General features: G+C 60.7%; 19 protein-coding genes. 12 read left to right on the plus strand and 7 right to left on the minus strand.

Translation table 11 applies throughout. The features are described from left to right. Positions 1 to 170 precede the first annotated feature (170 nt). Positions 171 to 1043 carry a LysR family transcriptional regulator gene (locus tag HU755_RS15195; protein ID WP_186633996.1) on the minus strand — a complete coding sequence of 291 codons (873 nt, stop codon included), beginning with the start codon at positions 1041 to 1043 and terminating at the stop codon, positions 171 to 173. A gap of 160 nt (positions 1044 to 1203) precedes the next feature. Here HU755_RS15195 and ampC point away from each other — a divergent pair, with 160 nt between their 5' ends. Continuing rightward, positions 1204 to 2370 carry a class C beta-lactamase gene (gene ampC / locus HU755_RS15200; RefSeq protein ID WP_186623945.1) on the plus strand — a complete coding sequence of 389 codons (1167 nt, stop codon included), beginning with the start codon at positions 1204 to 1206 and terminating at the stop codon, positions 2368 to 2370. A 181-nt stretch (positions 2371 to 2551) separates the two neighbouring features. Here ampC and HU755_RS15205 read toward each other — a convergent pair whose 3' ends face one another. Continuing rightward, on the minus strand, positions 2552 to 3109 hold the full coding sequence (locus HU755_RS15205) for a DUF4174 domain-containing protein (protein WP_186633998.1): 558 nt from the start codon (positions 3107 to 3109) through the stop codon (positions 2552 to 2554). A gap of 208 nt (positions 3110 to 3317) precedes the next feature. Between HU755_RS15205 and HU755_RS15210 the strand changes: the two genes are divergently transcribed. Continuing rightward, positions 3318 to 3782 (plus strand): GNAT family N-acetyltransferase, encoded by a 465-nt coding sequence (locus HU755_RS15210; RefSeq protein ID WP_186634001.1) that lies wholly within the window; start codon positions 3318 to 3320, stop codon positions 3780 to 3782. Between the two features lies 1 nt (position 3783). Here the strand turns inward: HU755_RS15210 and HU755_RS15215 are convergent, their stop codons facing one another. From HU755_RS15215 to HU755_RS15225, 3 genes are all read right to left on the minus strand, one after another. Continuing rightward, a complete protein-coding gene (locus tag HU755_RS15215) occupies positions 3784 to 4569 on the minus strand; it encodes a sulfite exporter TauE/SafE family protein (protein WP_186634004.1) in 786 nt (261 codons plus the stop codon). Between the two features lie 231 nt (positions 4570 to 4800). Further along, positions 4801 to 6015, minus strand: a complete 1215-nt coding sequence (locus HU755_RS15220; RefSeq protein ID WP_186634007.1) for an MFS transporter — start codon at positions 6013 to 6015, stop codon at positions 4801 to 4803. Positions 6016 to 6212: 197 nt separating this feature from the next. Further along, positions 6213 to 6962, minus strand: a complete 750-nt coding sequence (locus HU755_RS15225) for a hypothetical protein (protein WP_186551795.1) — start codon at positions 6960 to 6962, stop codon at positions 6213 to 6215. A 245-nt stretch (positions 6963 to 7207) separates the two neighbouring features. Here HU755_RS15225 and HU755_RS15230 point away from each other — a divergent pair, with 245 nt between their 5' ends. Beyond that, positions 7208 to 8356 (plus strand): aldose epimerase family protein, encoded by a 1149-nt coding sequence (locus tag HU755_RS15230; protein WP_186634010.1) that lies wholly within the window; start codon positions 7208 to 7210, stop codon positions 8354 to 8356. Positions 8357 to 8608: 252 nt separating this feature from the next. After that, positions 8609 to 9430 carry an aldo/keto reductase gene (locus HU755_RS15235; RefSeq protein ID WP_186634013.1) on the plus strand — a complete coding sequence of 274 codons (822 nt, stop codon included), beginning with the start codon at positions 8609 to 8611 and terminating at the stop codon, positions 9428 to 9430. Between the two features lie 13 nt (positions 9431 to 9443). Here HU755_RS15235 and HU755_RS15240 read toward each other — a convergent pair whose 3' ends face one another. After that, a complete protein-coding gene (locus tag HU755_RS15240) occupies positions 9444 to 11804 on the minus strand; it encodes a DNA polymerase II (RefSeq protein WP_186634016.1) in 2361 nt (786 codons plus the stop codon). A gap of 375 nt (positions 11805 to 12179) precedes the next feature. On the opposite strand from HU755_RS15240, the gene HU755_RS15245 reads away from it, so the two are divergent. Further along, the gene (locus HU755_RS15245) at positions 12180 to 12620 is read left to right on the plus strand and encodes a CBS domain-containing protein (RefSeq protein WP_186551790.1); all 441 of its coding nucleotides are present in this window, start codon (positions 12180 to 12182) and stop codon (positions 12618 to 12620) included. A gap of 125 nt (positions 12621 to 12745) precedes the next feature. Here the strand turns inward: HU755_RS15245 and HU755_RS15250 are convergent, their stop codons facing one another. After that, positions 12746 to 13375: a glutathione S-transferase N-terminal domain-containing protein gene (locus HU755_RS15250; protein ID WP_186634019.1), complete on the minus strand. Its 630-nt coding sequence runs from the start codon at positions 13373 to 13375 to the stop codon at positions 12746 to 12748. 1089 nt (positions 13376 to 14464) lie between these two features. On the opposite strand from HU755_RS15250, the gene HU755_RS15255 reads away from it, so the two are divergent. The 7 genes from HU755_RS15255 to HU755_RS15285 all read left to right on the plus strand — a co-directional run bounded on the left by HU755_RS15255 (position 14465) and on the right by HU755_RS15285 (position 23465). Then, positions 14465 to 15289 (plus strand): energy transducer TonB, encoded by an 825-nt coding sequence (locus HU755_RS15255; RefSeq protein WP_186634022.1) that lies wholly within the window; start codon positions 14465 to 14467, stop codon positions 15287 to 15289. 45 nt (positions 15290 to 15334) lie between these two features. After that, entirely contained in the window at positions 15335 to 16042 is a 708-nt protein-coding gene (locus tag HU755_RS15260; protein WP_159245475.1) for a MotA/TolQ/ExbB proton channel family protein, read from the plus strand. Further along, the gene (locus HU755_RS15265; RefSeq protein WP_186551787.1) at positions 16042 to 16443 is read left to right on the plus strand and encodes a biopolymer transporter ExbD; all 402 of its coding nucleotides are present in this window, start codon (positions 16042 to 16044) and stop codon (positions 16441 to 16443) included. Before HU755_RS15260 ends, HU755_RS15265 begins: the two co-directional genes overlap by 1 nt. 208 nt (positions 16444 to 16651) lie before the next feature. Beyond that, positions 16652 to 19363, plus strand: a complete 2712-nt coding sequence (locus tag HU755_RS15270) for a TonB-dependent receptor (protein WP_186634025.1) — start codon at positions 16652 to 16654, stop codon at positions 19361 to 19363. Between the two features lie 148 nt (positions 19364 to 19511). Further along, positions 19512 to 21377 (plus strand): extracellular solute-binding protein, encoded by a 1866-nt coding sequence (locus tag HU755_RS15275; protein ID WP_186634028.1) that lies wholly within the window; start codon positions 19512 to 19514, stop codon positions 21375 to 21377. Between the two features lies 1 nt (position 21378). Continuing rightward, positions 21379 to 22443 (plus strand): microcin C ABC transporter permease YejB, encoded by a 1065-nt coding sequence (locus HU755_RS15280; protein ID WP_186634031.1) that lies wholly within the window; start codon positions 21379 to 21381, stop codon positions 22441 to 22443. Beyond that, positions 22443 to 23465 carry an ABC transporter permease gene (locus HU755_RS15285; protein WP_186634034.1) on the plus strand — a complete coding sequence of 341 codons (1023 nt, stop codon included), beginning with the start codon at positions 22443 to 22445 and terminating at the stop codon, positions 23463 to 23465. Before HU755_RS15280 ends, HU755_RS15285 begins: the two co-directional genes overlap by 1 nt. Positions 23466 to 23472: the final 7 nt, after the last annotated feature.

Consider the following 23472-nt stretch of genomic DNA (forward strand, 5'->3'; position numbering starts at 1 on the left):
TTTCGCGGGCAAGCCCGGCTCCCACAGGGTTTTGGGCCGAACACAAATGTTGTGGGCAGACCCGGTCATTGTGGGAGTGAGCCTGCTCGCGATAGCGGTGTGTCAGTAAACAAAGGTGGTGAATGACACGCCGCTATCGCGAGCAGGCTCACTCCTACATGGGGTATGTGTTAACCGGAGATTTGCGCCAGCCACTCCTTGAACGCTTTCATCGCCGCCGTTTCGGGTCGCGACTGCAACCGCGTCAACCAATAACTCCCCGTCGTGATCTCGATCGCGAACGGCTGGCAGATCGCGTCCGCCGCCAGTTGTCGGGCGAACATCAGCGGCGGCGCCAGCGCCACCCCGCTGCCCTGCAATGCAGCCTCCATCATTGCCAGCGACGAGTCGAAGACGATGCTCTGCGGCGGTGGCGCCTGAGTGGCGAGGCCGGCGGCGTGGAACCACTCCGGCCATTCATCGGTGCGATAGGAGCGCAGCAAGGTCTGACGCAACAGATCCCCGGGCGACTGCAATTGCCGGGCAATTTCCGGCACGCACAATACCGACAGCGGCGCGTCGAGCAAGCGCGTTGCCTCGATGCCATGCCAGGCCCCGGCGCCAAACCGGATCGCATAATCCAGGCCTTCCGCGGCCACATCCACGCGGTTGTTGTGGGTCGATAGGCGTAAATCCATGTGCGGATGTTTCGCCCGGAAGTCCGCCAGCCTCGGCAGCAGCCAGCCCACGGCAAATGTCCCCACCACGCCAACCGTCAACATTTCCCGATACTGACCGCCGGCCAGTCGTTCGAGCATCTGCGCGATGTGATCGAATGAGGTGCTGAGCACCGGTAGCAAGGTTTCCCCCTCGCTGGTCAGCATCAGCCCGCGGGGCAGGCGTTTGAACAGGGTGACGTTGAGTTGCGCCTCGAGGCTTTTGACCTGATGGCTCACCGCCGCCTGGGTCACGCACAGTTCCACGGCAGCGCGGGTGAAACTCAAGTGGCGCGCCGACGCTTCGAAAGCGCGCAGTGCGTTGAGTGGCAATTGCGGTCGAATCATGCCCCAGCCCCAAATTTTTCTAATGGCTCATGCGAGATTTCATCGTTTGTCCAGCGTGGCGACACTGCCTACATTGGCGGCACTGATCAGCCAACCGATGAAAAATCAGCCGCAGTGTAGCGGCATACGACAATCGACACTCATGGAGAGTGGTTCATTTATGTGTTCATTCAAGCCGAGCAAGCTCTTTTCCTACAGCGCTTTCACCTTGATCTTCAGCAGCGTTGTCTGCCAGGCGGCCACACCGACCGAGGCGCAGTGGCAGGCACTGGTCACGCAAGCCGTTACCCCAGTGATGCAACACAACAACATTGCCGGACTGAGCGTTGCCCTCACGGTCAACGGCCAGGCGCATTATTTTAATTACGGTATCGCCGCCAGGGACAGCGGGCAGAAGGTCAGCGAAAACACCCTGTTCGAAGTCGGTTCGGTGAGCAAGACCTTCACCGCGACCCTCGCCGGTTACGCTCAAGCGACCGGCAAGCTGGACCTGTCGAGCAAGGCGAGCACGCTTTGGCCGGCGCTCAAAGGCACTGCGTTCGACAACATCAGTGTGCTGCAACTGGGCACCTACAGCGCCGGCGGACTACCGCTGCAATTTCCCGCCGAGGCGGATTCGGCCGACAAGATGCTCGGTTATTACCAACAGTGGAAACCGCAGTTTCCCGCCGGCAGCCATCGCCTCTATTCCAACCCGAGCCTGGGCTTGTTCGGTTATCTGGCGGCGAGAAGCCTGGGCCAACCTTTCGATCAGGCGATGACGCAGACCCTGCTGCCGAAACTCGGTTTGCAGCACACCTTCCTCAGCGTGCCGCCAGCGCAGTCGAAGCTCTACGCCCAAGGCTATGACAGCGCCGACCAGCCGGTACGCGTCAGCCCCGGCGCGCTGGACGCCGAAGCCTACGGCATGAAAACCAGCGCCGCCGACCTGTTGCGCTATGTCGAGGCACAGTTGCAACCGGCCAGCCTCGCCCCCGATCTGCAACAAGCCATCGCCCTCACCCACACCGGTTACTACCGCGTCGGCGACATGACTCAGGGCCTGGGCTGGGAGCGCTACGCCTACCCGATCAGCCTGGAGAAGTTGCTGAACGGCAACTCGACAGCCATGGCGATGCAAGCGCACAAAACCGACTGGCTCACCCCGCCGCAACCCGAACCGGCGAACGTGCTGTTCAACAAAACCGGCTCCACCCGGGGGTTTGGCGCGTATGTCGCGTTCGTGCCGTCGCAAAAGATCGGCATCGTGATTCTCGCCAACAAGAATTATCCGAATGCCGAGCGCGTGAAGATTGCGCATACGATTTTCGGTGCGCTGGTGGACTAATGGGCGTTAGATGAATTGTGGGAGCGAGCCTGCTCGCGAATGCGCTGAATCGGTCACTTCCGAGCGCCTGAAAAATCGCTATCGCGAGCAGGTTCGCTCCCCCACTGGAGCTGTGCATTTCACAAAAACCTGTGGGGGCTTTGCCACATACAGGGACGTGCTTTATTCACGCCGTGCGCAATCAATCATCCGGCATTTGCGGCGGCTTGGCAGGCTTCGCCGGTTTGCTCGGCTTCGTACCCTTGGCCGGTTCTGGCTCGGTGGCGGCGGGTGCTTGTGCGGCGGCAGCGGCGGCTTCTTTCTCGGCCATCGGCATGGCGTCGATGGTCTCGAAGATCTTCTTCAGGTCCATGACCTTGGCTTCGTCCCCCGAAGCCGAAAGCTTGGTCTCGCCGTCCTTGCCCACCAGGAACACTTTCGGATAAGCACCGGCGCCCAGTTTCAGCGAGCGCAGCAGCGCCATGGTGTCCTGCTGGCCCATGTCCTTGCCGTCGAGCTGACCGGACATGCTGAGGATGGTATAGACCTTGATATTGCGGTCGGCGACGCCCTTTTTATTGGCCGGGTCCTCCAGCGATTTCTTCAGGCTCAGCCACACCGGATCGACCGTGCTTTGCGCAATCACGATCAGCGGCCGGGCGCGCCCGACGTCACCGGCCAAGGGTGAATCGCTGTCGGCGGCGAACAAGGGGCCGGCCATCGCCAGCAAGAATGTCAGGGTCAGGGACCTGATGAGCATGCGCATCTCCTTTTGATATCCACGCTCTACTGATTGCGCATCGTGGCGATTGTTCCGGGTGCGTCTGGCAAAAAGGCATCGCCCTGTCAGAAGCTTAGGTCAGGCCGAACATTGCGCAACATGACGGGAGCGATCGCTACGCAGATTTGATTACTGGTTATGAGCGCATTAGGGTGGCCGCTCTGCTAACGAAATGGAGTTCACCCGCATGCACATTGATTACCTGTGCGATCACCCCGAATTTATCGAAGAACTGGCCACCCTCAACTTCAAGGAGTGGGGAGAGTTTCGCCCTGGTCAAACAGTCGAGGATCGCGTCGAGCACATGCGTGAATCCTGTGGCAAAGGTTCAGTGCCCAGCGTGGTGGTGGCGCTTGAAGATTCGAGTTTGCTGGGCGGCGCACTACTGATCGAAAGCGATCTGAAGCTACGGCCAAACCTGACACCATGGCTGGCAGGCGTTTATGTGAAGGCTGAAGAACGTGGGCGCGGGGTCGCTTCGCAACTGGTCAATCGAGTGGTCGAGGAAGCCGCGGCGCTGGGCGTGCCTGAGCTGTATTTGTACACCGACACTTCGCAGTCGCTGTACGCGCGACTGGGTTGGCAAGTCGTCGAGGAACTGATTTACGAAGATCTGCCAGTGGTGGTGATGAAATTCGTTACTGGCAAGTGACTCAGAACGCCAGCTTGTAACCGATCAAAACCAGCATCGTCGCCAGGCACGGGCGCAGGACTTCGTCGGAGATGCGCCCGGTCAGGTGGCTGCCGAGCCAGATGCCCGGCAGCGAGCCCAGCAGCAAGTAGCCCAACACGCCCCAATCCATATTGCCCATGCTCGCATGGCCCAGGCCAGCGACCAGGGTCAGCGGCACCGCGTGGGCGATTTCAGTGCCGACCAGGCGACGGGTCGGCAGCAGCGGATAGAGGATGAACAACGCAACCGTGCCCAGTGCGCCGGCACCGATCGAGGTCAGGGCGACCATCGTGCCGAGGATCAAGCCGGTGATTACGGTCATCACGTTGAGCCGCGAACCGCTCGGGTTGTAGTTGCCACCGGCACGTTTGTGGGCGAATTCGAGCAAGCGTTTCTTGAAGAAAATCGCCAGCGCCGTGGCGAACAAGACAAAGCCCAAGGCCTGCTTGATGATCGCGTTCATCGCCTCGGGAGCGGTGTGCAACGAGCTGAGGAACCACAGCGTCATCGCCACCGCGGGCACGCTGCCCAAGGTCAGCCAACCGGTGATGGCCCAATCGATGTTCTGGTTTTTCCTGTGAACGAGGACGCCGCTGGATTTGGTGATGGCGGCGTACAGCAGGTCAGTGCCCACCGCCGTTGCCGGGTTGATGCCGAACCACAGCAGGATCGGCGTCATCAACGAACCACCGCCGACACCGGTCATGCCGACAATAAAACCCACCACCAGCCCGGCAACCACCAGACCCAAATTGACCAAATCCATTAAGACGTCCAGAAAACGACAGGAAAAATCTGGCCCGCAGCATAGCGATTTTTCTTATAACCACATATATCGATGCGGTCTATGGTTATGCATTATCGAAAATCACCGTCGTTCTCTTTGTAGGAGTGAGCCTGCTCGCGATAGCGGTGTATCAGACAAATGCCATGTGACTGACACACCGCTATCGCGAGCAGGCTCACTCCTACAGAGATCAAGGGGTGGTTTCGAGAGTTAATGTACCCGCCGTCCCGGTTTGAAGCTGTGAGTGCGATTGACCCACACCGTGGCCAGCGCAATCAGCGACAGGATCAACAGTGCCCACGGAAATGACATCGCCCCGGCGCGATCCAGCAGCAAACCGCCAAACAGCCCGCCGCCGGCAATCGCCACGTTCCACGAAGTGGTCAGCATCGCCTGAACCACGTCGACATGCTCACCGGCCGAATCCGCCGCCGAGGTCAGCAGCAGCGTAGCCGAACCGCCGAACGACAAGCCCCACACCGCCATGCAAGCGTAAATGAGCCACGGCGACGGCACCGCCAGTGCCAGCACCAGCGCGGTCAGCGCAAACACGGCGAGGCTGATCAGCGTCAGCCCTCGCAACCAGCGATCCACCAGCAGGCCGACGATCCAGATCCCCACCAGCGAGCACAGGCCGAACACCAGCAGCACCAGATCCACCCGGTCGGCCAGCCCGGCCTCGGCCAGAAACGGTGCGATGTAGGTGTAGAGAATGTTGTGCCCAAGCATCCACGCCAGCACCACGAACAGCACCGGGCGCACACCAGGCAGGCGCAACGATTCGAGCAACGGCAAGCGCTCGCCACTGGCCTGCCCCGGACGATCCGGCACTGCGATGACAATCCATGCCGCCAGTACCAGCGCCAGCGCCGACATGATCCCGAACGAAGCGCGCCAGCCGATCCATTGGCCCAGCCACGTCCCCGCCGGGGTGCCGAGCGACAAGGCGACCGGGGTGCCGAGCATGGCAATCGCCAGTGCCCGGCCCTGCTGATGCACTGGGACGATCCCGCGCGCATAGCCGGCCATGATTCCCCAGGACAACCCCGCCGCCATGCCGGCGAGAAAGCGTGAAGCCAGTGTCAGTCCGTAATGGCTGGAAAACGTGGTGATGGTGTTGAACAGCAGAAACCCGCCCACGGTCATCAGCAGCACCCGTCGCCGCGGCCAGGCGCGGGTGGCCACGGTCAATGGAATCGCCGCGACTATCGAACCCAACGCATAGAGGGTGACCAGTTGCCCGGCGAACACTTCGCTGACGTTCAGCCCGGCGCCAATCTGCGGCAGCAGCCCGGCGGGCAGGGTTTCGGTGAGGATGGCGATGAAACCGGTCATGGCGAACGCGAGCAGCGCGGCGTAGGGCAATCTGTCGGTGCGGGCGGAGTGATCGACGCGGCTGAAATCGGCGCTTGCGGGGTCGGTCATGACGGGGGCAGTTCCTTTTGGATCAATTGGAGCGAAGAATTGTATACAAATATTCAACTCACGATGCGATCTCTGTAGGAGTGAGCCTGCTCGCGATAGCGGTCTTTCAGATGTGGATGAGTTAAATGATCCTCCGCTATCGCGAGCAGGCTCACTCCTACAATGGATCTCTGCAAAATTCACAATCCAGTGAAAGCTCACTGCACCGGCAGAAAATTCAAAAACAACAGACTCTGCGCGTAATTCAGACCGATGCGCCGATAGCGCTCATCGAGCATTTGCGTCAGCAGGTCCAGGCGCGCCACCACCTTGCCGAACTCGGTGGCGAAGCTGAGGTTGCTGCCCTCCTCGGAGATTTCATTGGAAAACAGCAGCGGCTGGCCATCCTGGTTCTGTCGCTGCGACAGAATCCACGTCGCTTTCTCGATGTTGCGCGCAGCGTTGTGCACGAACGTCGGATTAATCGCGTCCGTCATGTAGAACTCGGTGCGGTTGCCGTGGGCGGTGACCAGCATGCTGCCGATGGCGTAGATGAAAGCGCCGACCCGATCACCGAGAAACTCCGGGCTCATCGCGTAGTTCAGCGCGGCCAGGTCCTTCCTGCCGCCCAGTACCGGCAGCGGCTGTTGCTGTTCGATGGCCAGGCGTACCTGTTTCACTGCGGCATGAATGTTGAGGAACCCGGACTTGCGCAGCTCTTGCGGGTTGCGCAGGTACAGCTTGCCCATCAGACGATAGAGGCTGTTGAGGTTGTCGCGCATTGCCAGCGTTGCCATGCGATCGACGCTGGTCTGCAGAAACTCCTGCGGCTTGCCGTCACGCATCTGATTGATGAAGCCGTTGCCGTTCTGATGGCTACAGCCGCTCAGCACCAGCAAAAACAAACCGGCCAGCAACAGGCACGCTCGGCGCAAACAAGCAGTGATCAGGGTAAAAGCACTCGGCATGAATTCTCGGGCAGGTACGTTCCTGTGCGGCGGGAGTCACCGCATCCTGGCCATGGATAGAGCCGCCGATTGCGAAAAAGTGCAGTGCTGGCGTGGTTTGCCGACCTTTGGCGTCTTGCTCGACACCAATTAGTCCGACTTTATATTTGCGATGATGAGTAAATCGGCTATAAATCTTCTGCTATAGATTCAATAGCCTGACTAATTGCAAATTCTCAAAACAACAACAAAAAGGAAGGTCTACCATGCTTCAATCCCGTCACCTGCTTTCCGGCCTTGGACTGTCACTGATGATCGCTTCCCTTTCCGCCAACGCAGCGGGCCTGACCGCCGAACACAAAGCCTTCGGTAAAACCAATGACGGCACGCCCGTCGAGCAATACATCCTGCGCAACAGCCACGGCATGCAAGCCACCGTGATTACTTACGGCGCGACCCTGCAAGCGCTGAAAGTCGCCGACAAGCACGGCAAGTTTGACGACGTAGTGCTTGGTTTCGACGATGTGCAGGGCTACCAGAAAGGCACGGCGTACTTTGGCGCGACCATCGGACGCTTCGGCAACCGCCTGGCCGACGGCGCCTTCGAACTCGACGGCAAGCGCTATCAGGTGCCGCAGAATGACAAGTCCAACGCGTTGCACGGCGGCCCTCAGGGTTTCGACAAAAAGGTCTGGAAGGCCAAGGAAACCAAGGACAAGGATTCGGTCGGCGTGACCCTGACCTATCTGTCGGCGGACGGTGAAATGGGCTTCCCCGGCAACCTCAGCACCGAAGTGACCTATCGCCTGACCGAGAACAACGAACTGCGCATCGACTACAAGGCCAGCACCGATAAGCCCACGGTGCTGAACCTGACCAACCACAGCTACTTCAACCTCGCCGGCGCCGGCAATGGCGACATTCTCAAGCAGGTCGCCACGCTCAATGCCAGCCATTACACCCCGGTGACGGCCAAGCTGATCCCGACCGGAGAACTCGCGCCTGTCGCGGGCACGCCGATGGATTTCACCAAAGCGACCGCGATCGGCACGCACATCAAGGCTGATCATCCGCAGTTGAAGTTTGCCGAGCCGAAACAGGGCGGCTTCGACTTCAACTGGGCGCTGGACACCAAAGGCGATATCAGCAAAGTCGCCACCGAAGTCAGCGATCCGCAATCGGGACGAACCCTGCAGTTGTTCACCACCGAGCCGGGGGTGCAGTTCTATACCAGTAACTTCCTCGACGGTACGGTCAAGGGCAAGGGCGGCAAGGTCTATCCGCACTGGGGCGCGTTTACCCTGGAGACTCAGCACTATCCCGACTCGCCGAACCAGCCGGGCTTCCCGAGCACACGGCTGGATCCGGGGCAGACCTACACCCACAGCGTGATTCTGAAATTCTCCGCAAAATAACCTTTGTGGCGAGGGGATTTATCCCCGCTGGGATGCGAAGCAGCCCCATCCTGCAAAATGCGCTTTATCAGAAGAAATTCATTGCAAGTTCCGGGGGCTGCTTTGCAGCCCAACGGGGATAAATCCCCTCGCCACAAAATCCCTTCGCCACAATTGACCTGGTTTCCTCCTTGGCTCCCCCTTCCTTCCGGGAACCCTTGGTCTATCCTGCTGCCCACCAAAGGTAACGAGATTTTCGTAAAGGAGGTTTGAATGCGTACCCTTGAATTGGCTGGCGTGCAGGTGCCCGTGATTGGCCAGGGCACCTGGCGCATGGGTGAGGATCGCTCGGCGCACAAGCGTGAAGTCAGCGCACTGCGCAGCGGCATCGAGCTGGGCATGACCCTGATCGACACTGCGGAAATGTACGCCGAGGGCGGTGCCGAAACGGTGGTCGGCGAAGCCATCAGCGGGCTGCGCGATCAGGTGTTTCTGGTCAGCAAGGTCTACCCGCACAACGCCAGCCGCAAAGGCATCCCCCTGGCCTGCGAGCGCAGTCTGCGCCGGCTCGACACCGATTACATCGATCTCTACCTGCTGCACTGGCGCGGCCAGTATCCCCTGGAAGAAACCGTCGAAGCCTTTGAACGCCTGCGCGAGGACGGCAAGATCGGCCGTTGGGGCGTGTCGAACTTCGATGTCGATGATCTTGAAGAACTCTCCAGCCCGGCCTGCGCCACCAACCAGGTGCTCTACAACCTGGAAGCGCGCGGCATTGAGTTCGATCTGCTGCCATGGTCCCGGCAACAGCGCATGCCATTGATGGCCTACTGTCCGATCGGCCAGGGCGGCGCGATGCTCGCCGAGCCGGTGCTCAAACACATCGCAGCGCACCACAAGGTGACTCCGGCTCAGGTTGCACTGGCGTGGATTCTGCGTCAGGACGGGGTGATTGCGATTCCCAAGGCCGTCCATCCGGAGCACGTGCAGCTCAATGCGCAAGCGGCGCAGCTGCAGCTGGAGGCTGGCGATCTGGCGGCGCTGGATCAGGTTTTCCCCGCGCCGCAACGCAAGCAGCGCCTGGCGATGGTCTGAGGGCAAGCGCGCCTCAAAACAGGCCCATTTGCCCGCCGATCAGGGTTGAAAAGTCGTCATCGACAAACGGCAGAATCGCATCCGCCACCGGTTGCAGTTGCCGGGTGATGTAATGGTCGTAATCGATGGCGGCGCGGCGTGCTTCCAGCGGCTCCGGGCCGGCCAAGGTGATGACGTAGCTGATCCAGCCGCCGTTCTGGTACTGCCGGGGCCGGCCGTGCTGCGCGTTGTAGTCGTCGGCCAGCCGCGCTGCGCGCACATGCGGCGGGACGTTGCGCTCGTAATCGTCGAGGGTGCGGCGCAGGCGCTTGCGGTAGATCAATCGATCATCGAACTCCCCGGCCAGGGTCTTGCGCACATAGTCGCGCACGTAATCCTGATACGGCTTGCGCTGGAAAATCCGCTCGTACAATTCCTGCTGAAATTGCCGGGCCAGCAGCGACCAGTCGGTGCGCACGGTTTCCAGACCTTTGTAGATCATTTCCTCGCGGCCATCGGCGCGGGTGACGAGGCCGGCGTAACGCTTCTTGCTGCCCTCCTCCGCGCCGCGAATGGTCGGCATCAAAAAGCGTTTGTAGTGGATCTCGAACTGCAGTTCCAGCGCGCTTTCCAGGCCGTAGGTTTCGCGCACATGCTCGCGCCACCAATCGTTGACCTGGTTGACCAGCGCATGACCGATCTGCGCCGCCTCCTCCTGACCATGGGCGCGACGTAGCCAGACGAATGTGGAGTCGGTATCGCCATAGATCACCGCATGGCCCTGCGCTTCGATCAACTGGCGGGTGCGCAGCATGATTTCGTGGCCGCGAAGAGTGATCGATGAGGCCAGGCGCGTATCGAAAAACCGGCAACCGCTGGAGCCAAGCACGCCGTAGAAGGCGTTCATGATGATCTTCAGCGCTTGCGACAACGGCGCGTTGTGCTCACGTTTGGCAGTCTCGCGCCCCTCAGCCACTCGCGACACAATCGACGGCAGGCAATGGCGGGTGCGCGAAAAGCGTGCACCACGAAAGCCGGGTACCGAATCGGCATCGTCCGGGTGCTGCAAGCCTTCGATCAGCCCCACCGGATCAATCAGGAACGTACGGATGATCGACGGATAAAGGCTCTTGTAGTCGAGCACCAGCACCGATTCATACAGCCCCGGTTGCGAATCCATGACGAACCCGCCGGGGCTGGCCTGAGGCGGATGGGTGCCGAGGTTCGGCGCAACGAAGCCCTGACGGTGCATCAGCGGCATGTACAAATGCGTGAACGCGGCCACCGAGCCACCGCTGCGATCCGCCGGCAGACCGGTGACGCTGGCACGTTCGAGGAGAAACGTCAGCAGCTCGGTCTTGGCGAAGATCCGCGTGACCAGTTCGCAGTCCTTGAGGTTGTATTTGGCCAGCGCCGGTTTGTCCTCGGCGAACATGCGATTGATCTCGTCCATGCGCTGATACGGGTTGTCTATGGCTTTGCCTTCGCCAAGCAACGTCTGCGCGACGTTTTCCAGGCTGAAGGAGGGGAAACTCCAGGTCGCCGAACGCAGCGATTCGATACCGTCGATGATCAGCCGACCCGCGGCGGAAGCGAAATAATGATTGCGGCTGCCGTGCTCGCGCCACTGCATTTCTTCACCGCCGCGACCGATCTTCAGCGGCACGCCGAGGCGCCGCGCGTGTTCGTGGAGGATGCGCAAGTCAAACTGCACAACGTTCCAGCCGATGATCGCGTCGGGGTCGTGGCGGGCAAACCACTCGTTGAGTTTCTTCAGGAGAATGGTGCGCGAATCGCAATATTCGAGATCGAAATCAACAATGCTGTCATCGCCGTTCGGCGCCCCAAGCATGTACACCTGACGTTCGCCACACCCTTCCAGGGCGATGGAATACAGCTCGCCGGTCTCGGTGGTTTCGATATCGAGCGAGACCAGGCGCAGTTTCGGCCGATAATCGGGATCGGGCTTGAGCTGGGCGTTGCTCAGCACGCCGTCGGCGTCCGGCGTACCGCTGAACCGCACGGGTGCGGTAATGAAGCGCTCCATCAGATAGCGCTCCGGCGGGCGCACATCGGCCTCGAAGACATCGACCCCGACGCGGTTCAGCGCGGTTTCCAGGCGCATCAACTGACCGTGCTGCTGGCAATACAGACCGAGCACCGGACGATGCTCGAAATCCAGCAAAGCCAACGGCCGCAATTCGACGTTCTTTTCGTCGTGCAGCAGACGTTCGGCCGCTTCACGCTGTTCGGCGGGGATGAACGCCACCGAAGGCTGGTGCGGCAAGCGCACACGGCGCGGCCCGGCGTCGGTCGCCAGCCAGAATTCGACTTCGGTGCCGGCCGGCGTATCGCGCCAGTGCCGGGTCAGGACGAAGCCCTGCGGTAAATCCACCACTGCGACCTCGGGAACTGAATCAGACCGGCATTCTACGCAGCATTTATGGTGAGGGGATTTATCTGTGGCGAGGGGATTCATCCCCGTTGACCTGCGCAGCAGGCCCTTTCATTAAAAGCGGGGCCGCTTCGCGGCCAGCGGGGATAAATCCCCTCGCCACAGATAAATCCCCTCGCCACAAATAGATTCCCTCACCTCAGATAAATCCCCTGCCACAGATCCCCCCTGCCACAGGCACTTCATTTTCAGATAGAAAGATGGTTTTTTCCGGCAAATGGCGTTTTTTGCGTGCTATCTGCCGCTTTGCGGCCTTGCCCTGCCGATCAGGGTCTACGATGCTTGATTAACAACGACAACACCTGAGTAACCGCCATGAAGACCGTCGCCCAACTGCTCAAGCTCAAAGACCAGAAAAATCAGGAAGTGCACCAGATCAAACCCGATCACATGGTGCTCGAAGCGCTGATGAAAATGGCCGAGAAAAACGTCGGCGCCCTGCTGGTGGTGGAAGACGACAACGTGGTCGGCATCATCAGCGAGCGCGATTACGCACGCAAACTGGTGCTGCACGGGCGCTCTTCGGTCGGGACACCCGTGCGCGACATCATGGTCAAGGATGTGATCACGGTGGACACCAAACAAACCGTCGACACCTGCCTAGGCATCATGTCCGACCGCCGCCTGCGCCACTTGCCGGTGGTTGAGGACGGCAAACTGATCGGCTTGCTGTCGATCGGCGACCTGGTCAAGGAAGCCATTGCCGAACAGGCCGAGCTGATCAAGCAGCTGGAGCAGTACATTCGCGGGGAATAATCGCCCAGACACCACAGCCCCCTTGTAGGAGTGAGCCTGCTCGCGATAGCGATCTGTCAGCTAGAAATACAGTTGGCTGACAGACCGCTATCGCGAGCAGGCTCACTCCTACAGGGGGTGCTTTGTCAGCCTTGAGACGGCCAATGCCGCTCAAACACCGGCGCCAGCACCGGGTGGCGGTCAATCCTCTGCAACCACGCATAAAACCCCGGCCGGGTCTGGCGCAGATGTTCACGGCTGCCAGCCCAACGGCTCACCACTGCCGCCAGCACATCCAGCGCGCCCGGCGTTTCATCGTCCAGGTACAGCTCGCCGGAAAACTGGTCGGCAAACACCTCCCAACTGAAGTGCAGACGCTGGCGCGTGCCGGCGATCAGGTTCTGCCGTGCGCTCTCGTCCGCCGTCATCAGCCAGCGCTCGGGGTAGTCGATGATGCCGATGGCCGCGTAGCAATTGCTGACGATATAGGCCAGTCCGCGAATCGCCTGATCGCGATCAGGCGCCTTGGCCGGCAGCAGGCCGGACTTGGGAAACGTCAGGCCCAGATGAATCAGGATCGCCGCGCTCTCGGTCAGGGCACTGCCGTCGGGCAGTTGCAAAGTCGGGATCTGTTTCAGCGGATTGAGTTTGCCCAGCGCCTCGGCGGCCTCCGCGCTGGCTTCGGTGTCGATGAAGCGATAAGCAATCTGGCACAACTCCAAGGCTGCCTCGATGGCAGCTGCGCCGGAATTTTTATGCCCGTAGAGCTGGTACATGTCCGTTCCCCCTAAAAGGCCATGGCAACAGGGTAGATGGCTGGCTGGCCTGATGTAGAAAATTCTGCCGATGTATCGCGTTTGGCACGTTTTTCCCATGCACTGCCGACTTGCGAATTCAATCCTCGCAAAACAGCGCTGGCGGTGCCCATCCCGCACCAAGAGCATTCATCGAACGCTATCCGCGTTCTTGTAAGGTGCGATACCGAGCCAAAAGTTCGTGTATCCGAGCTGGCAACAAGGAGTTCACCGCGTGAATCTTCAAACGCTGCGCCGTCCAATCGACACAACTCATATCCATCACCAGGCTCGAGTTCATCTGAACATCATCGGGCTGGCGCACTTCTCCTTTATTACCTGAACCCATACGCACACCGAATGTGCTTGGCGATCACTATTCGCCGAGCGCAGCGTGCTATTTAGTTTTTAAATATGACTTTGCATTAACGACCTGAAAGCGGATTGTCGAACAATAAGTTTCGAAGTTTAAAAGTTGCACCAAAAATGAACCCGCCCCTGTGACGCAGTTCGCTGTTGGCATTCAACTCGCTCAAACAAAAACAAGGAACATGCCCTGTGAGCCACTAATACATTGACCCGCACCAAATCGATCCGCCGCGCACCATCGCGCGCTAAGCCTGATCGCAGAGCAGACGCTCTATCCCGCTGATTGGCGCGATACAGCGCTCACCCTGTCTCGCACTCGAAAAAGCCCTCTTGCGAGGACTGAAGGCCCCGTGCGCGCTACAGGAAAACCAGACTCGGCGCCGAACTTACATAAATGCGACATCGATAACCCGAAGATAATTAGCCTTACGCAGCTCTGCAAGTTTTGGCACATCCGTTGCTAAGTGTAACAGGCAAGAGACATACAGAACGTCTCTACCCACATAACAACAGCCAGGGAAAGGGTAATGAACAATCAGAATAGCTGGCGCTGAGCCAGTAAGTTTGTCCGAGCCTGCATAAACAGATAGTCAAACTATCGGCTCGCGCACACCTTGAAGAAAGTTGCACCCAAACACTCGAACATTCGCCAAATGTTCGGACGGCACTTTATTGCCCTTCATCTGACCCGAGGGAGCTTTAATGAACGATGCGGTAAAGCACAAAACCCTGCCGGGACCGTTGCGGGAAGCGCCGGTCCCGCCGCCAACGGGCAGGCCGGCGTTTACAGCCAACACTTCACGACCCGGCGGGTTGAACAAACCACAGATGGTGCTGCTGATTGCCGTGTCGGCGCTGATACACGGCGGCGCGTGGTGGTTCTTTCATCAGGCGCGGCCGGAGCCGCTGCCCACGCCGCCCGAGATTCCGGAAATGACCGTCGAGCTGACCAGCCCGACGCCTCCGGCCCCTCCGACACCGGAACCACCACCGCCGCCCCCGCCTCCACCGCCGCCGGAACCCGAGCAGCCGGTGGAAGACGAGGACGCGGTCAAGCCCCCGCCCAAACCGGTGGAAAAACCCAAGCCGATCGAGAAACCGAAACCGGTCGAGAAGCCAAAACCAGTGAAAAAAGTCGAGCCGCCGAAAGCGCCACCCGCCCCGCCACAACCGGCCGCCCCTGCTGCGCCGAGCACACCGAGTGCACCGCCGGCGCCGGCTGCTGCGCCCGGTCCGGTCAAGGAATCGGCAGCGATTTCCGGCCTCGCCAGCCTCGGCAACCCGCCGCCGGAATACCCGTCGCTGGCGCTGCGACGTAACTGGGAAGGCAGCGTGGTGCTGCGCATTCAAGTGCTGGCGAACGGGCGTGCCGGTGCGGTGACGGTGACCAAGTCCAGCGGCAAGCCGCAACTGGATGAGGCGGCCGTCGCGGCGGTGAAGAACTGGAAGTTCATTCCGGCCAAGCGCGGCGACACGCCAATCGACGGCTTCGCCACCCAGACCATCGATTTCAAATTGCCGCAATGACGGCGCAACCGACTCATTACTGATTAAAGCAAGCGAGGTGTAGCCATGAACGATTCACTGTCTTCGATGATTGTCCCCGGTGTGCTCTGGGGCCTGGTGCTGTTTTCTGTGGTCAGTTGGGCGATTCTGTTGGTCAAGTCGGCCCAGTACCTGCGCCAGAAAGCGCAGAACAAGCAGTTCACCAAAGCCTTCTGGAGTGCCCCCGACCTGCTCACCGCTGCCGAACACGCGAGCCAGTATCCCGGCTCGCTGGCGCGCATCGCCAGCAGCGGTTTCGAAGCCTTGCTGGTCGAAGACTCGCCGCGCACCACCCAGCAACTGGCGCACACCATCAACCGCTCCGACAGGCTGGAACGCAACCTGCGCCAGCAGATCCAGAAGGAGCGCCGTTCGCTGGAAAACGGCCAGGCGATCCTCGCCAGTATCGGCAGCACCGCGCCGTTCATTGGTCTGTTCGGCACCGTGTGGGGAATCATGGAAGCCCTGCAAAGCATCGGCGAAACTGGCTCGGCCAGCCTGGAAGCAGTCGCCGGCCCCATCGGCCACGCGCTGATCGCCACAGGCGTGGGCATTGCCGTCGCGGTACCGGCGGTGCTGATCTACAACTTCTTCCTGCGCCGGCTGAAGCTCGCCTCGGCCGACATGGATGACTTCGCCCACGACTTCGACGCCCTCGCCTCGCGCAGTGCGTTTTCCATCAGCCGCCAGGCCATCGCCAGCAAAAACACCAACGCCGTGCGGGAGGCCAGCTGATGTCGTTCTCCACTCAAGACAGCGATGAAGTGCTCAGCGAAATGAACGTCACGCCGCTGGTCGATGTGATGCTCGTGCTGCTGGTGGTGTTCATCGTCACCGCGCCGCTGATGACCAACGCAATCAAGGTCAACCTGCCGAAAACCGATGCTGTCGCCCCCGCCGAGAAGAAAGACCCGGTGGTGGTCAGCGTCGATCAGGACGGCAAGTTCTATCTGGCCAAGACCGAACTGGCCCCGGAATCCCTCGAGGCCAGCCTCAGGGAGGTCAAGGCCAAAGACGCCGAGGTGCGCGTGCAATTGCAGGCCGACGCCGCCGTCAATTACGGCCAGGTAGCCAAGGCCATGGCGTCTATCGAACGCTCGGGCATCAGCAAGATTTCGGTGATGACCACCCACTGAGTGCGGTGCCGGGCGGCTGTTGAAAGCAGCCACCCGGCACCGCTGAAAAGAATCCCGTCGCACCCGGCCGACCGAAAAAACGCCACGCGTCTTCGGAGGGGATCGGCTCGCTTGAAGAAAGTGGTTTTCCGCACGCGGTATCACCGGAAGCGGAGCAATGAGCGGCTCACAAGGCCAATTCGATAACGTCTGATAATCGGAAATAACCATGCTGATGAACACTCCACGCTTCACGCTCAAACCTTTGGTGGCAACGATGTCTCGCCACCGTTTTGTTCCGCTGTATCTGGTGGCCATGGGGATGGGCGCCGGGACCGTGCAAGCGGCCGAGGACGACAACAGCAGCGTGCCGGCAGCCGCTGTCGTGGCGGCGCCGACCACGCAACTGCAACGGGTCGAAGTGACCGGTTCGGCGATTCGCCGGGTCGATGCGGAAACGGCGGTGCCAATCACCATTCTCAAGGCTGACGAGCTGCGCAAACAGGGCGTGACCACCACCGCCGAGCTGGTCCAGCGCATCACCGGCAGCCAGTCGATCAATAACAGCGCCGGCTCGGTCGGTGCGGCCACGGGCGGTGCATCGTTTGCCGACATGCGCGGCATCGGCGCGAACAAGACGCTGGTCCTGCTCAACGGTCGGCGCCTGGCCAACAACGCTCTGTCGGGCACCAACTCGGCGGGCGGCGCGGTGGATCTGAACATGATCCCGTTTGCCGCCATCGAGCGTGTCGAAGTGCTGCGCGACGGCGCCTCGGCCCTGTACGGCACCGACGCCATCGGCGGCGTGATCAACTTCATCACCAAAAAATCCCTGACCGATGGCGCGTTGACCCTCGGCGGCGAAACCCCGACCCACAGCGGCGGCGGTGCGACCAAGGACATGAGCGCGAGTTGGGGCTACGGCGACCTGGAAGAAGACCGCTTCAACGTCCTCGGCGTGTTCAACTACAACAAGCAGCAGAACCTCGACGCCAACGACCGCTCGTTCGCCAATGACTACTCGCCCGGTCGTGGTCTCGATCAGACCTCCGGCACCGCGTTCCCCGGCAACTACAGCCAGAACGGCAACGCCACCAACCCGTTGGCCAACAGCAATTGCAACGGCCCCAACCTGATCGGCCGCGACGGTTTGTGCCGCTTCAGCACCCGTGAATACATCGACCTGGTGCCGCAGACCGAAAAGACCTCGTTCTTCGGCAAGACCACCGGCAAGCTGGGCGACGACCACAACGTCAACCTCGAATATTTCTGGTCGCGCAACAACAACGCCACCGCCGTCGGCCCGGCGCCACTGACCGGTCTGAGCCTGGATTCCTCATCGCCCTACTACCCCGGCAACGGCATCACCCCGGCGCCGACCGATTTCGCCCTCGACCCAACGCAACCAGTCGACGTCAACTGGCGCGAGACTGCCGCAGGTCCGCGCGAATCCAAAGACCAGAACACCAGCCAGCGTTTTCTGTTGAGCTTCGACGGTCTGGTCGGCGGCTGGGATTACAACCTCGGCGCCTCGTATAACCAGAATAAAATCGTCTCCAGCGTCACCAGCGGTTATGTCAGCGATCAGGCGATGATCGACGGTCTGGCCAGTGGTTTGCTCAACCCGTTCGGCCCGCAAACTGCCGCGGGTCAGCAGTACATCGACGCCGCCGCGTACCACGGCGCCTACTCCACCGCCGTGGGCCGCGTCGCCGGTTTCGATGGCCGGGTCAGCCGTGAAATCGGTGACTGGTTCGGCGCAGGCCCCGCCGGTCTGGCCTTGGGTGGCGAGTACCGCAAAGAGAAATTCCATCAGGACTTCGAGGCGTTTGCCGGCGACATCCAGAGCCTGGGCATCGACCCGGCCGGCAGCGTCGAAGGCGACCGTAGCGTCAAAGCCGCCTATGCCGAAATCAACGTGCCGGTGCTCGACAGCCTCGAGTTGTCCGCCGCCGTGCGCCACGACAAATACAGCGATTTCGGCAGCACCACCAACCCGAAATACTCGTTCCGTTATCAGCCGCTCAAAGAGCTGGTGGTGCGCGGCGCCTACAGCGAAGGCTTCCGTGCGCCATCGCTGTACGAGCTGTATTCGCCGCGCAGCATCACTTACACCCAGGGCTACTACAACGACCCGGTGCTGTGTACCGGCGGCGCGGTGCAACCGGGCGGCAACGGTGGCCGCGATTGCGGTCAGCAGTTCCTCAACCAGATTGGCGGCAACGAGGATCTGGCCCCGGAGAAAGCGCGCAACGTGACCCTGGGCTTCGTCTATCAACCGATCAGCAACCTCTCGGTAGGTCTGGATTTCTGGTGGATTCACATCTCCAACCAGATTCAGCCGTTCCCGGAATCCACCGTGTTCGATCAGGCCGGCTCGTATCAGGATCGCTTCGTGCGCAACGCCGACGGCACGCTCAACTACATCGTCACCGGCAACGCCAACCTCGGCATCGTCGAAACCAACGGTGTCGACGTGTCGCTCGACTATCGCTTCCCGAACACGCCGTACGGTCAGTTCGGCCTCGGCTTGCAGGGCACCTATGTCGACAAGTACGACTTCCAGAGCACCATCAAGGGGCCGTTCACTGACAAGGTCGGCGATTTCCAGGGTGACGGCGTGATTGCGCGCTGGAAGCACAACCTCACCGGCAGCTGGAGCTTTGGCGCGGCGCGGGCAGCGCTGACCAACCGTTTCACCACCGGCTACAACGACTACGACCGCGAAACTCACGCGCGGGTGGCGTCGTATTCGGTGTGGGACCTGTCGGCCGGCTACACCTTCAACAAGGTGCTGGATGTCGACGCCGGGATGAAAAACGTGTTCGACCGCAACCCGCCGTTTTCCAACCAGGCCTACAACTTCCAGAGCGGCTATGACCCGCGCTACACCGACCCGCTGGGCCGGACCTTGTTTGCGCGCATGACGTATCACTTCTAACCGAGAGCACCGCAACTCCTGTAGGAGTGAGCCTGCTCGCGATAGCGTTTTTTCAGTCAGCCTTGCAGGGTCTGACTTGGCCTCATCGCGAGCAGGCTCACTCCTACAGTTTTGACCTGTGTGCATTCAGGAATTAAGGAGTGACTTCATGAGTGTTTTGCGCAACATGGCCGCTTTGCTATTTGGCAGTGCGCTGCTCTGCGCCGGCACCCCAGCGCTGGCCGCTGGCAGTCATGCGCTGACGGTGTATGGCGAGGCGCCGAAGTATCCGGCCGGTTTCAAGCATTTCGATTTCGTTAACCCCGACGCCCCCAAAGGCGGTTCGCTCAGCCGTGCGTCGATGGAAATCGGCCAGTACAACTACATCACCCCGTATGCCGATCAAGGCATTTCCGTGGTGCAGGTCAACGAATGGGTGTACGCGCCGCTGGCGTTCCGTTCGCTGGATGAGCCCTACACGGTTTACGCCTTCGTCGCGCAGCAGATCGAGCGCGACCCCGAAGGAATGTGGGTGCGTTTCACCCTTAACCCCAAGGCACGCTTCGCCGACGGCACGCCGATCACCGCCGAAGACGTGCGCTACACCTTCAACCTGCTGATGACCAAGGGCAGCTTGAGTTATCGCCAGCAATACGCCGACGTGCAAGACGTCTTGATCGAAGGTCCGCGCCAGGTGCGCTTCACCTTCAAGAACAACCTCAATCGCACCCTGGCGCTGGATCTGGCGACGATGCGCGTGCTGCCCGAGCACTGGTGGAAAACCCGTGACTTCGCCAATGGCGGCGGTTTCGAGCCACCGCTGGGCAGCGGCCCGTATCGGGTGAGCAAGGTCGACGCCGGGCGCAGCATCAGTTTTCAGCGCGACCCGGACTGGTGGGGCAAGGACTTGCCGGTCAGTCGCGGCCTGTACAACTTCGACAGCCTGACGGTGAATTTCTACGGCGACACCGACGTCGCCCGCCAGTTGTTGCAGGCTGGCGCGTTCGATTACAACCGTGAGTTTTCCTCATCGGGTTACGTCGTTGGCTACGACAGCCCGGCCCTGCGCGACGGGCGCTTGCAAAAAGCGATTCTGGCACCGGAAAAACCTACCGCTGCCCAAGGCTTTGTATTCAACCTGCAAAACCCGATCTTCCAGGATCGCCGGGTGCGCCAGGCGATCAGCCTGCTGTGGGATTTCGAGTGGACCAACAAGCAGATGATGCGCGGCTTTTACGTGCGCCAGAACAGCTTCTGGCCCAAGAGCGAAATGGCCGCCAGCGCCCTGCCCGACGCCGAAGAACTGAAGATCCTCGAACCGCTGCGCGGCAAAGTGCCCGACGAAGTGTTCACCACGGTGTATGAGGCGCCGAAAACCGATGGCAGCGGCTACATCCGCGACAAGCAACTGCAAGCGCTGAAGCTGCTCGCCGAGGCTGGCTGGACGGCGAAAAACAATCACCTGGTCAACGCCGCCGGCGAGCCGCTGGAGTTCACTTTTCTCGACGGCCAGGGTGGCTTCGATCGCATGCTGCTGCCGTTCAAACGCACCCTCGCGCAGATCGGCATCACGCTCAATTTGCGTCGCATCGACTCGGCGCAGTACATCAACCGCCTCAATGCTCGCGACTACGACATGATCGTCTGCGCTTTCCCGCGCAGCGGCGATCCGATCGTTTCCCCGGGCCGCGAGTTGTACAGCCTGTACGCCTCGCAAAGTGCCACGCAAGTCGGCAGTTCGAACGCGATGGTGCTGGCCGATCCGGCGGTCGATCAACTGATCGACGGGCTGGTCCAGGCCAACAGCCGCGAGGCCATGGTGCATTACGCCCGTGCGCTCGATCGGGTGCTGCAATGGGGTTACTACATGATTCCCAACTACTACTCCAAAGGCACGCCGACGGTGTATCAGAACCGCTTCGGCATGCCCGCCGTGCAGCCGGCCTATGACGAAGGCCTCAACACGTGGTGGGAAGTCTCGGCCAAGCCGCTGACGACTCAGCAGATGAACACTCAACTCGCGGGAGGCCAATGACATGCTGGGTTATCTGAGCCGCCGTTTACTGCTGATCATCCCGACGCTGTTGTGCATTCTGGTGGTGAATTTTCTGATCGTACAAGCCGCGCCCGGCGGGCCGGTGGAACAAGCCATCGCGCGCCTGCAAGGCTTCGGCGGGCACAGCATGGGCGGCGGTGGCGAGGTCGCCGCGACTGGCGGCGCCGGGCGCAGCAGCCGTGGTCTGGACCCGGCGCTGATTGAGGAAATAAAACACCATTACGGCTTCGACAAACCGCTGCACGAACGCCTGTGGCTGATGCTGAAAAACTACGCGCAGCTGGATCTGGGCAGCAGCTTCTTTCGCGGCGCCAAGGTCACTGACCTGATCGTGCAGAAGCTGCCGGTGTCGCTGTCACTGGGCTTGTGGGCGACGCTGATCACCTACCTGATTTCGATCCCGCTGGGCATTCGCAAAGCAATCAGGAACGGCAGCGCCTTCGACGTCTGGAGCAGCACGGCGATCATCATCGGCTACGCCCTGCCAGCGTTTCTCTTTGCGATTCTGTTGATCGTGGTGTTCGCCGGCGGCAGCTACGTCAACTGGTTTCCGGTGCAGGGGCTGGTCTCGGACGATTTCGCCACATTGAGCACATTGGGTAAGGTCGGCGACTACCTCTGGCACTTGGTGTTGCCGGTCACAGCGCTGGTGATCGGCGGTTTTGCCACGCTGACGATCCTGACCAAGAACAGCTTTCTCAACGAGATCAGCCGCCAGTACGTGATCACGGCGCGGGCCAAGGGCCTGACCGAACGCCGCGTGCTTTACGGCCATGTATTCCGCAACGCGATGCTGTTGGTGGTGGCCGGGGTGCCGTCAGCGCTGATCGAAGTATTTTTCGCCGGCTCCCTGCTGATTGAAACCGTCTTCAATCTCGATGGCCTCGGGCGCATGAGCTACGAAGCAGCAGTGTCGCGCGATTACCCGGTGGTGTTCGGCGCGCTGTTTCTGTTCACCCTGTTCGGCCTGCTGATCAAGCTGATTGGCGACCTCTGCTACACCCTGCTCGACCCGCGCATCGATTTCTCGGCGAGGACTGCCTGATGTTCACACTGTCTCCTCTGGGTCAGCGCCGCGTGGCGCAATTCAAGGCCAACCGCCGTGGGCGCTGGTCGTTGCGGCTGTTTATCGGTCTGTGCCTGATCTGCCTGGGTGGTGAGCTGATCGCCAACGACAAGCCGCTGGTGATCCGCTACCACGATGCCTTTTACTTTCCGATCCTCAGCGATTACCTGGAAACCGATTTCGGCGGCGAGCTGCCGTTCCAGCCTGACTACGCCAGCAGTTACGTGCACAAGCTGATCGAGGATCAGGGTGGCTGGATGCTGTTTCCGCCGATCCCGTTCAGCTACGACACGGTCAACTATGACCTCACTGAACCGGCGCCGAGTCCGCCGTCATCGAGCAATTGGCTGGGCACCGATGATCAGGCCCGGGACGTGTTGGCGCGGGTAATTTTCGGCACACGGATTTCGATTCTGTTTGCGCTGATCCTCACCGCCATCAGCGCATTGATTGGCGTCGTTGCCGGCGCGTTGCAGGGTTACTACGGTGGCTGGGTCGACTTGATCGGGCAACGCGTACTGGAAATCTGGTCGGGGCTGCCGGTGCTGTACCTGCTGATCATTTTGTCCGGATTCGTCTCGCCGAGTTTTTGGTGGTTGTTGGGGATCATGGCGCTGTTCTCGTGGCTGGCGCTGGTCGATGTGGTGCGCGCCGAGTTTCTCCGTGGGCGCAATCTGGAGTACGTAAAAGCCGCGCGGGCGCTGGGCCTGAGCGACAGCGAACTGATGCGTCGGCACATTCTGCCCAACGCGATGACCTCTACCCTCACCTACCTGCCGTTCATTCTCACCGGCGCCATCGCCACGCTGACCGCGCTGGATTTTCTCGGCTTCGGCATGCCCGCCGGCACCGCGTCGCTGGGCGAGCTGATCGGCCAGGCCAAGCGCAACCTGCAAGCGCCGTGGCTGGGGCTGACAGCGTTTTTTGCCCTGGCGCTGATTTTGTCCTTGCTGGTTTTTATGGGTGAGGCCTGCCGCGATGCATTCGATCCCCGATCCTGACCCCGGA

Origin of the sequence: Pseudomonas sp. SWRI111 (assembly GCF_014268555.1) — a bacterium.
GTDB lineage: Bacteria > Pseudomonadota > Gammaproteobacteria > Pseudomonadales > Pseudomonadaceae > Aquipseudomonas > Aquipseudomonas hamedanensis.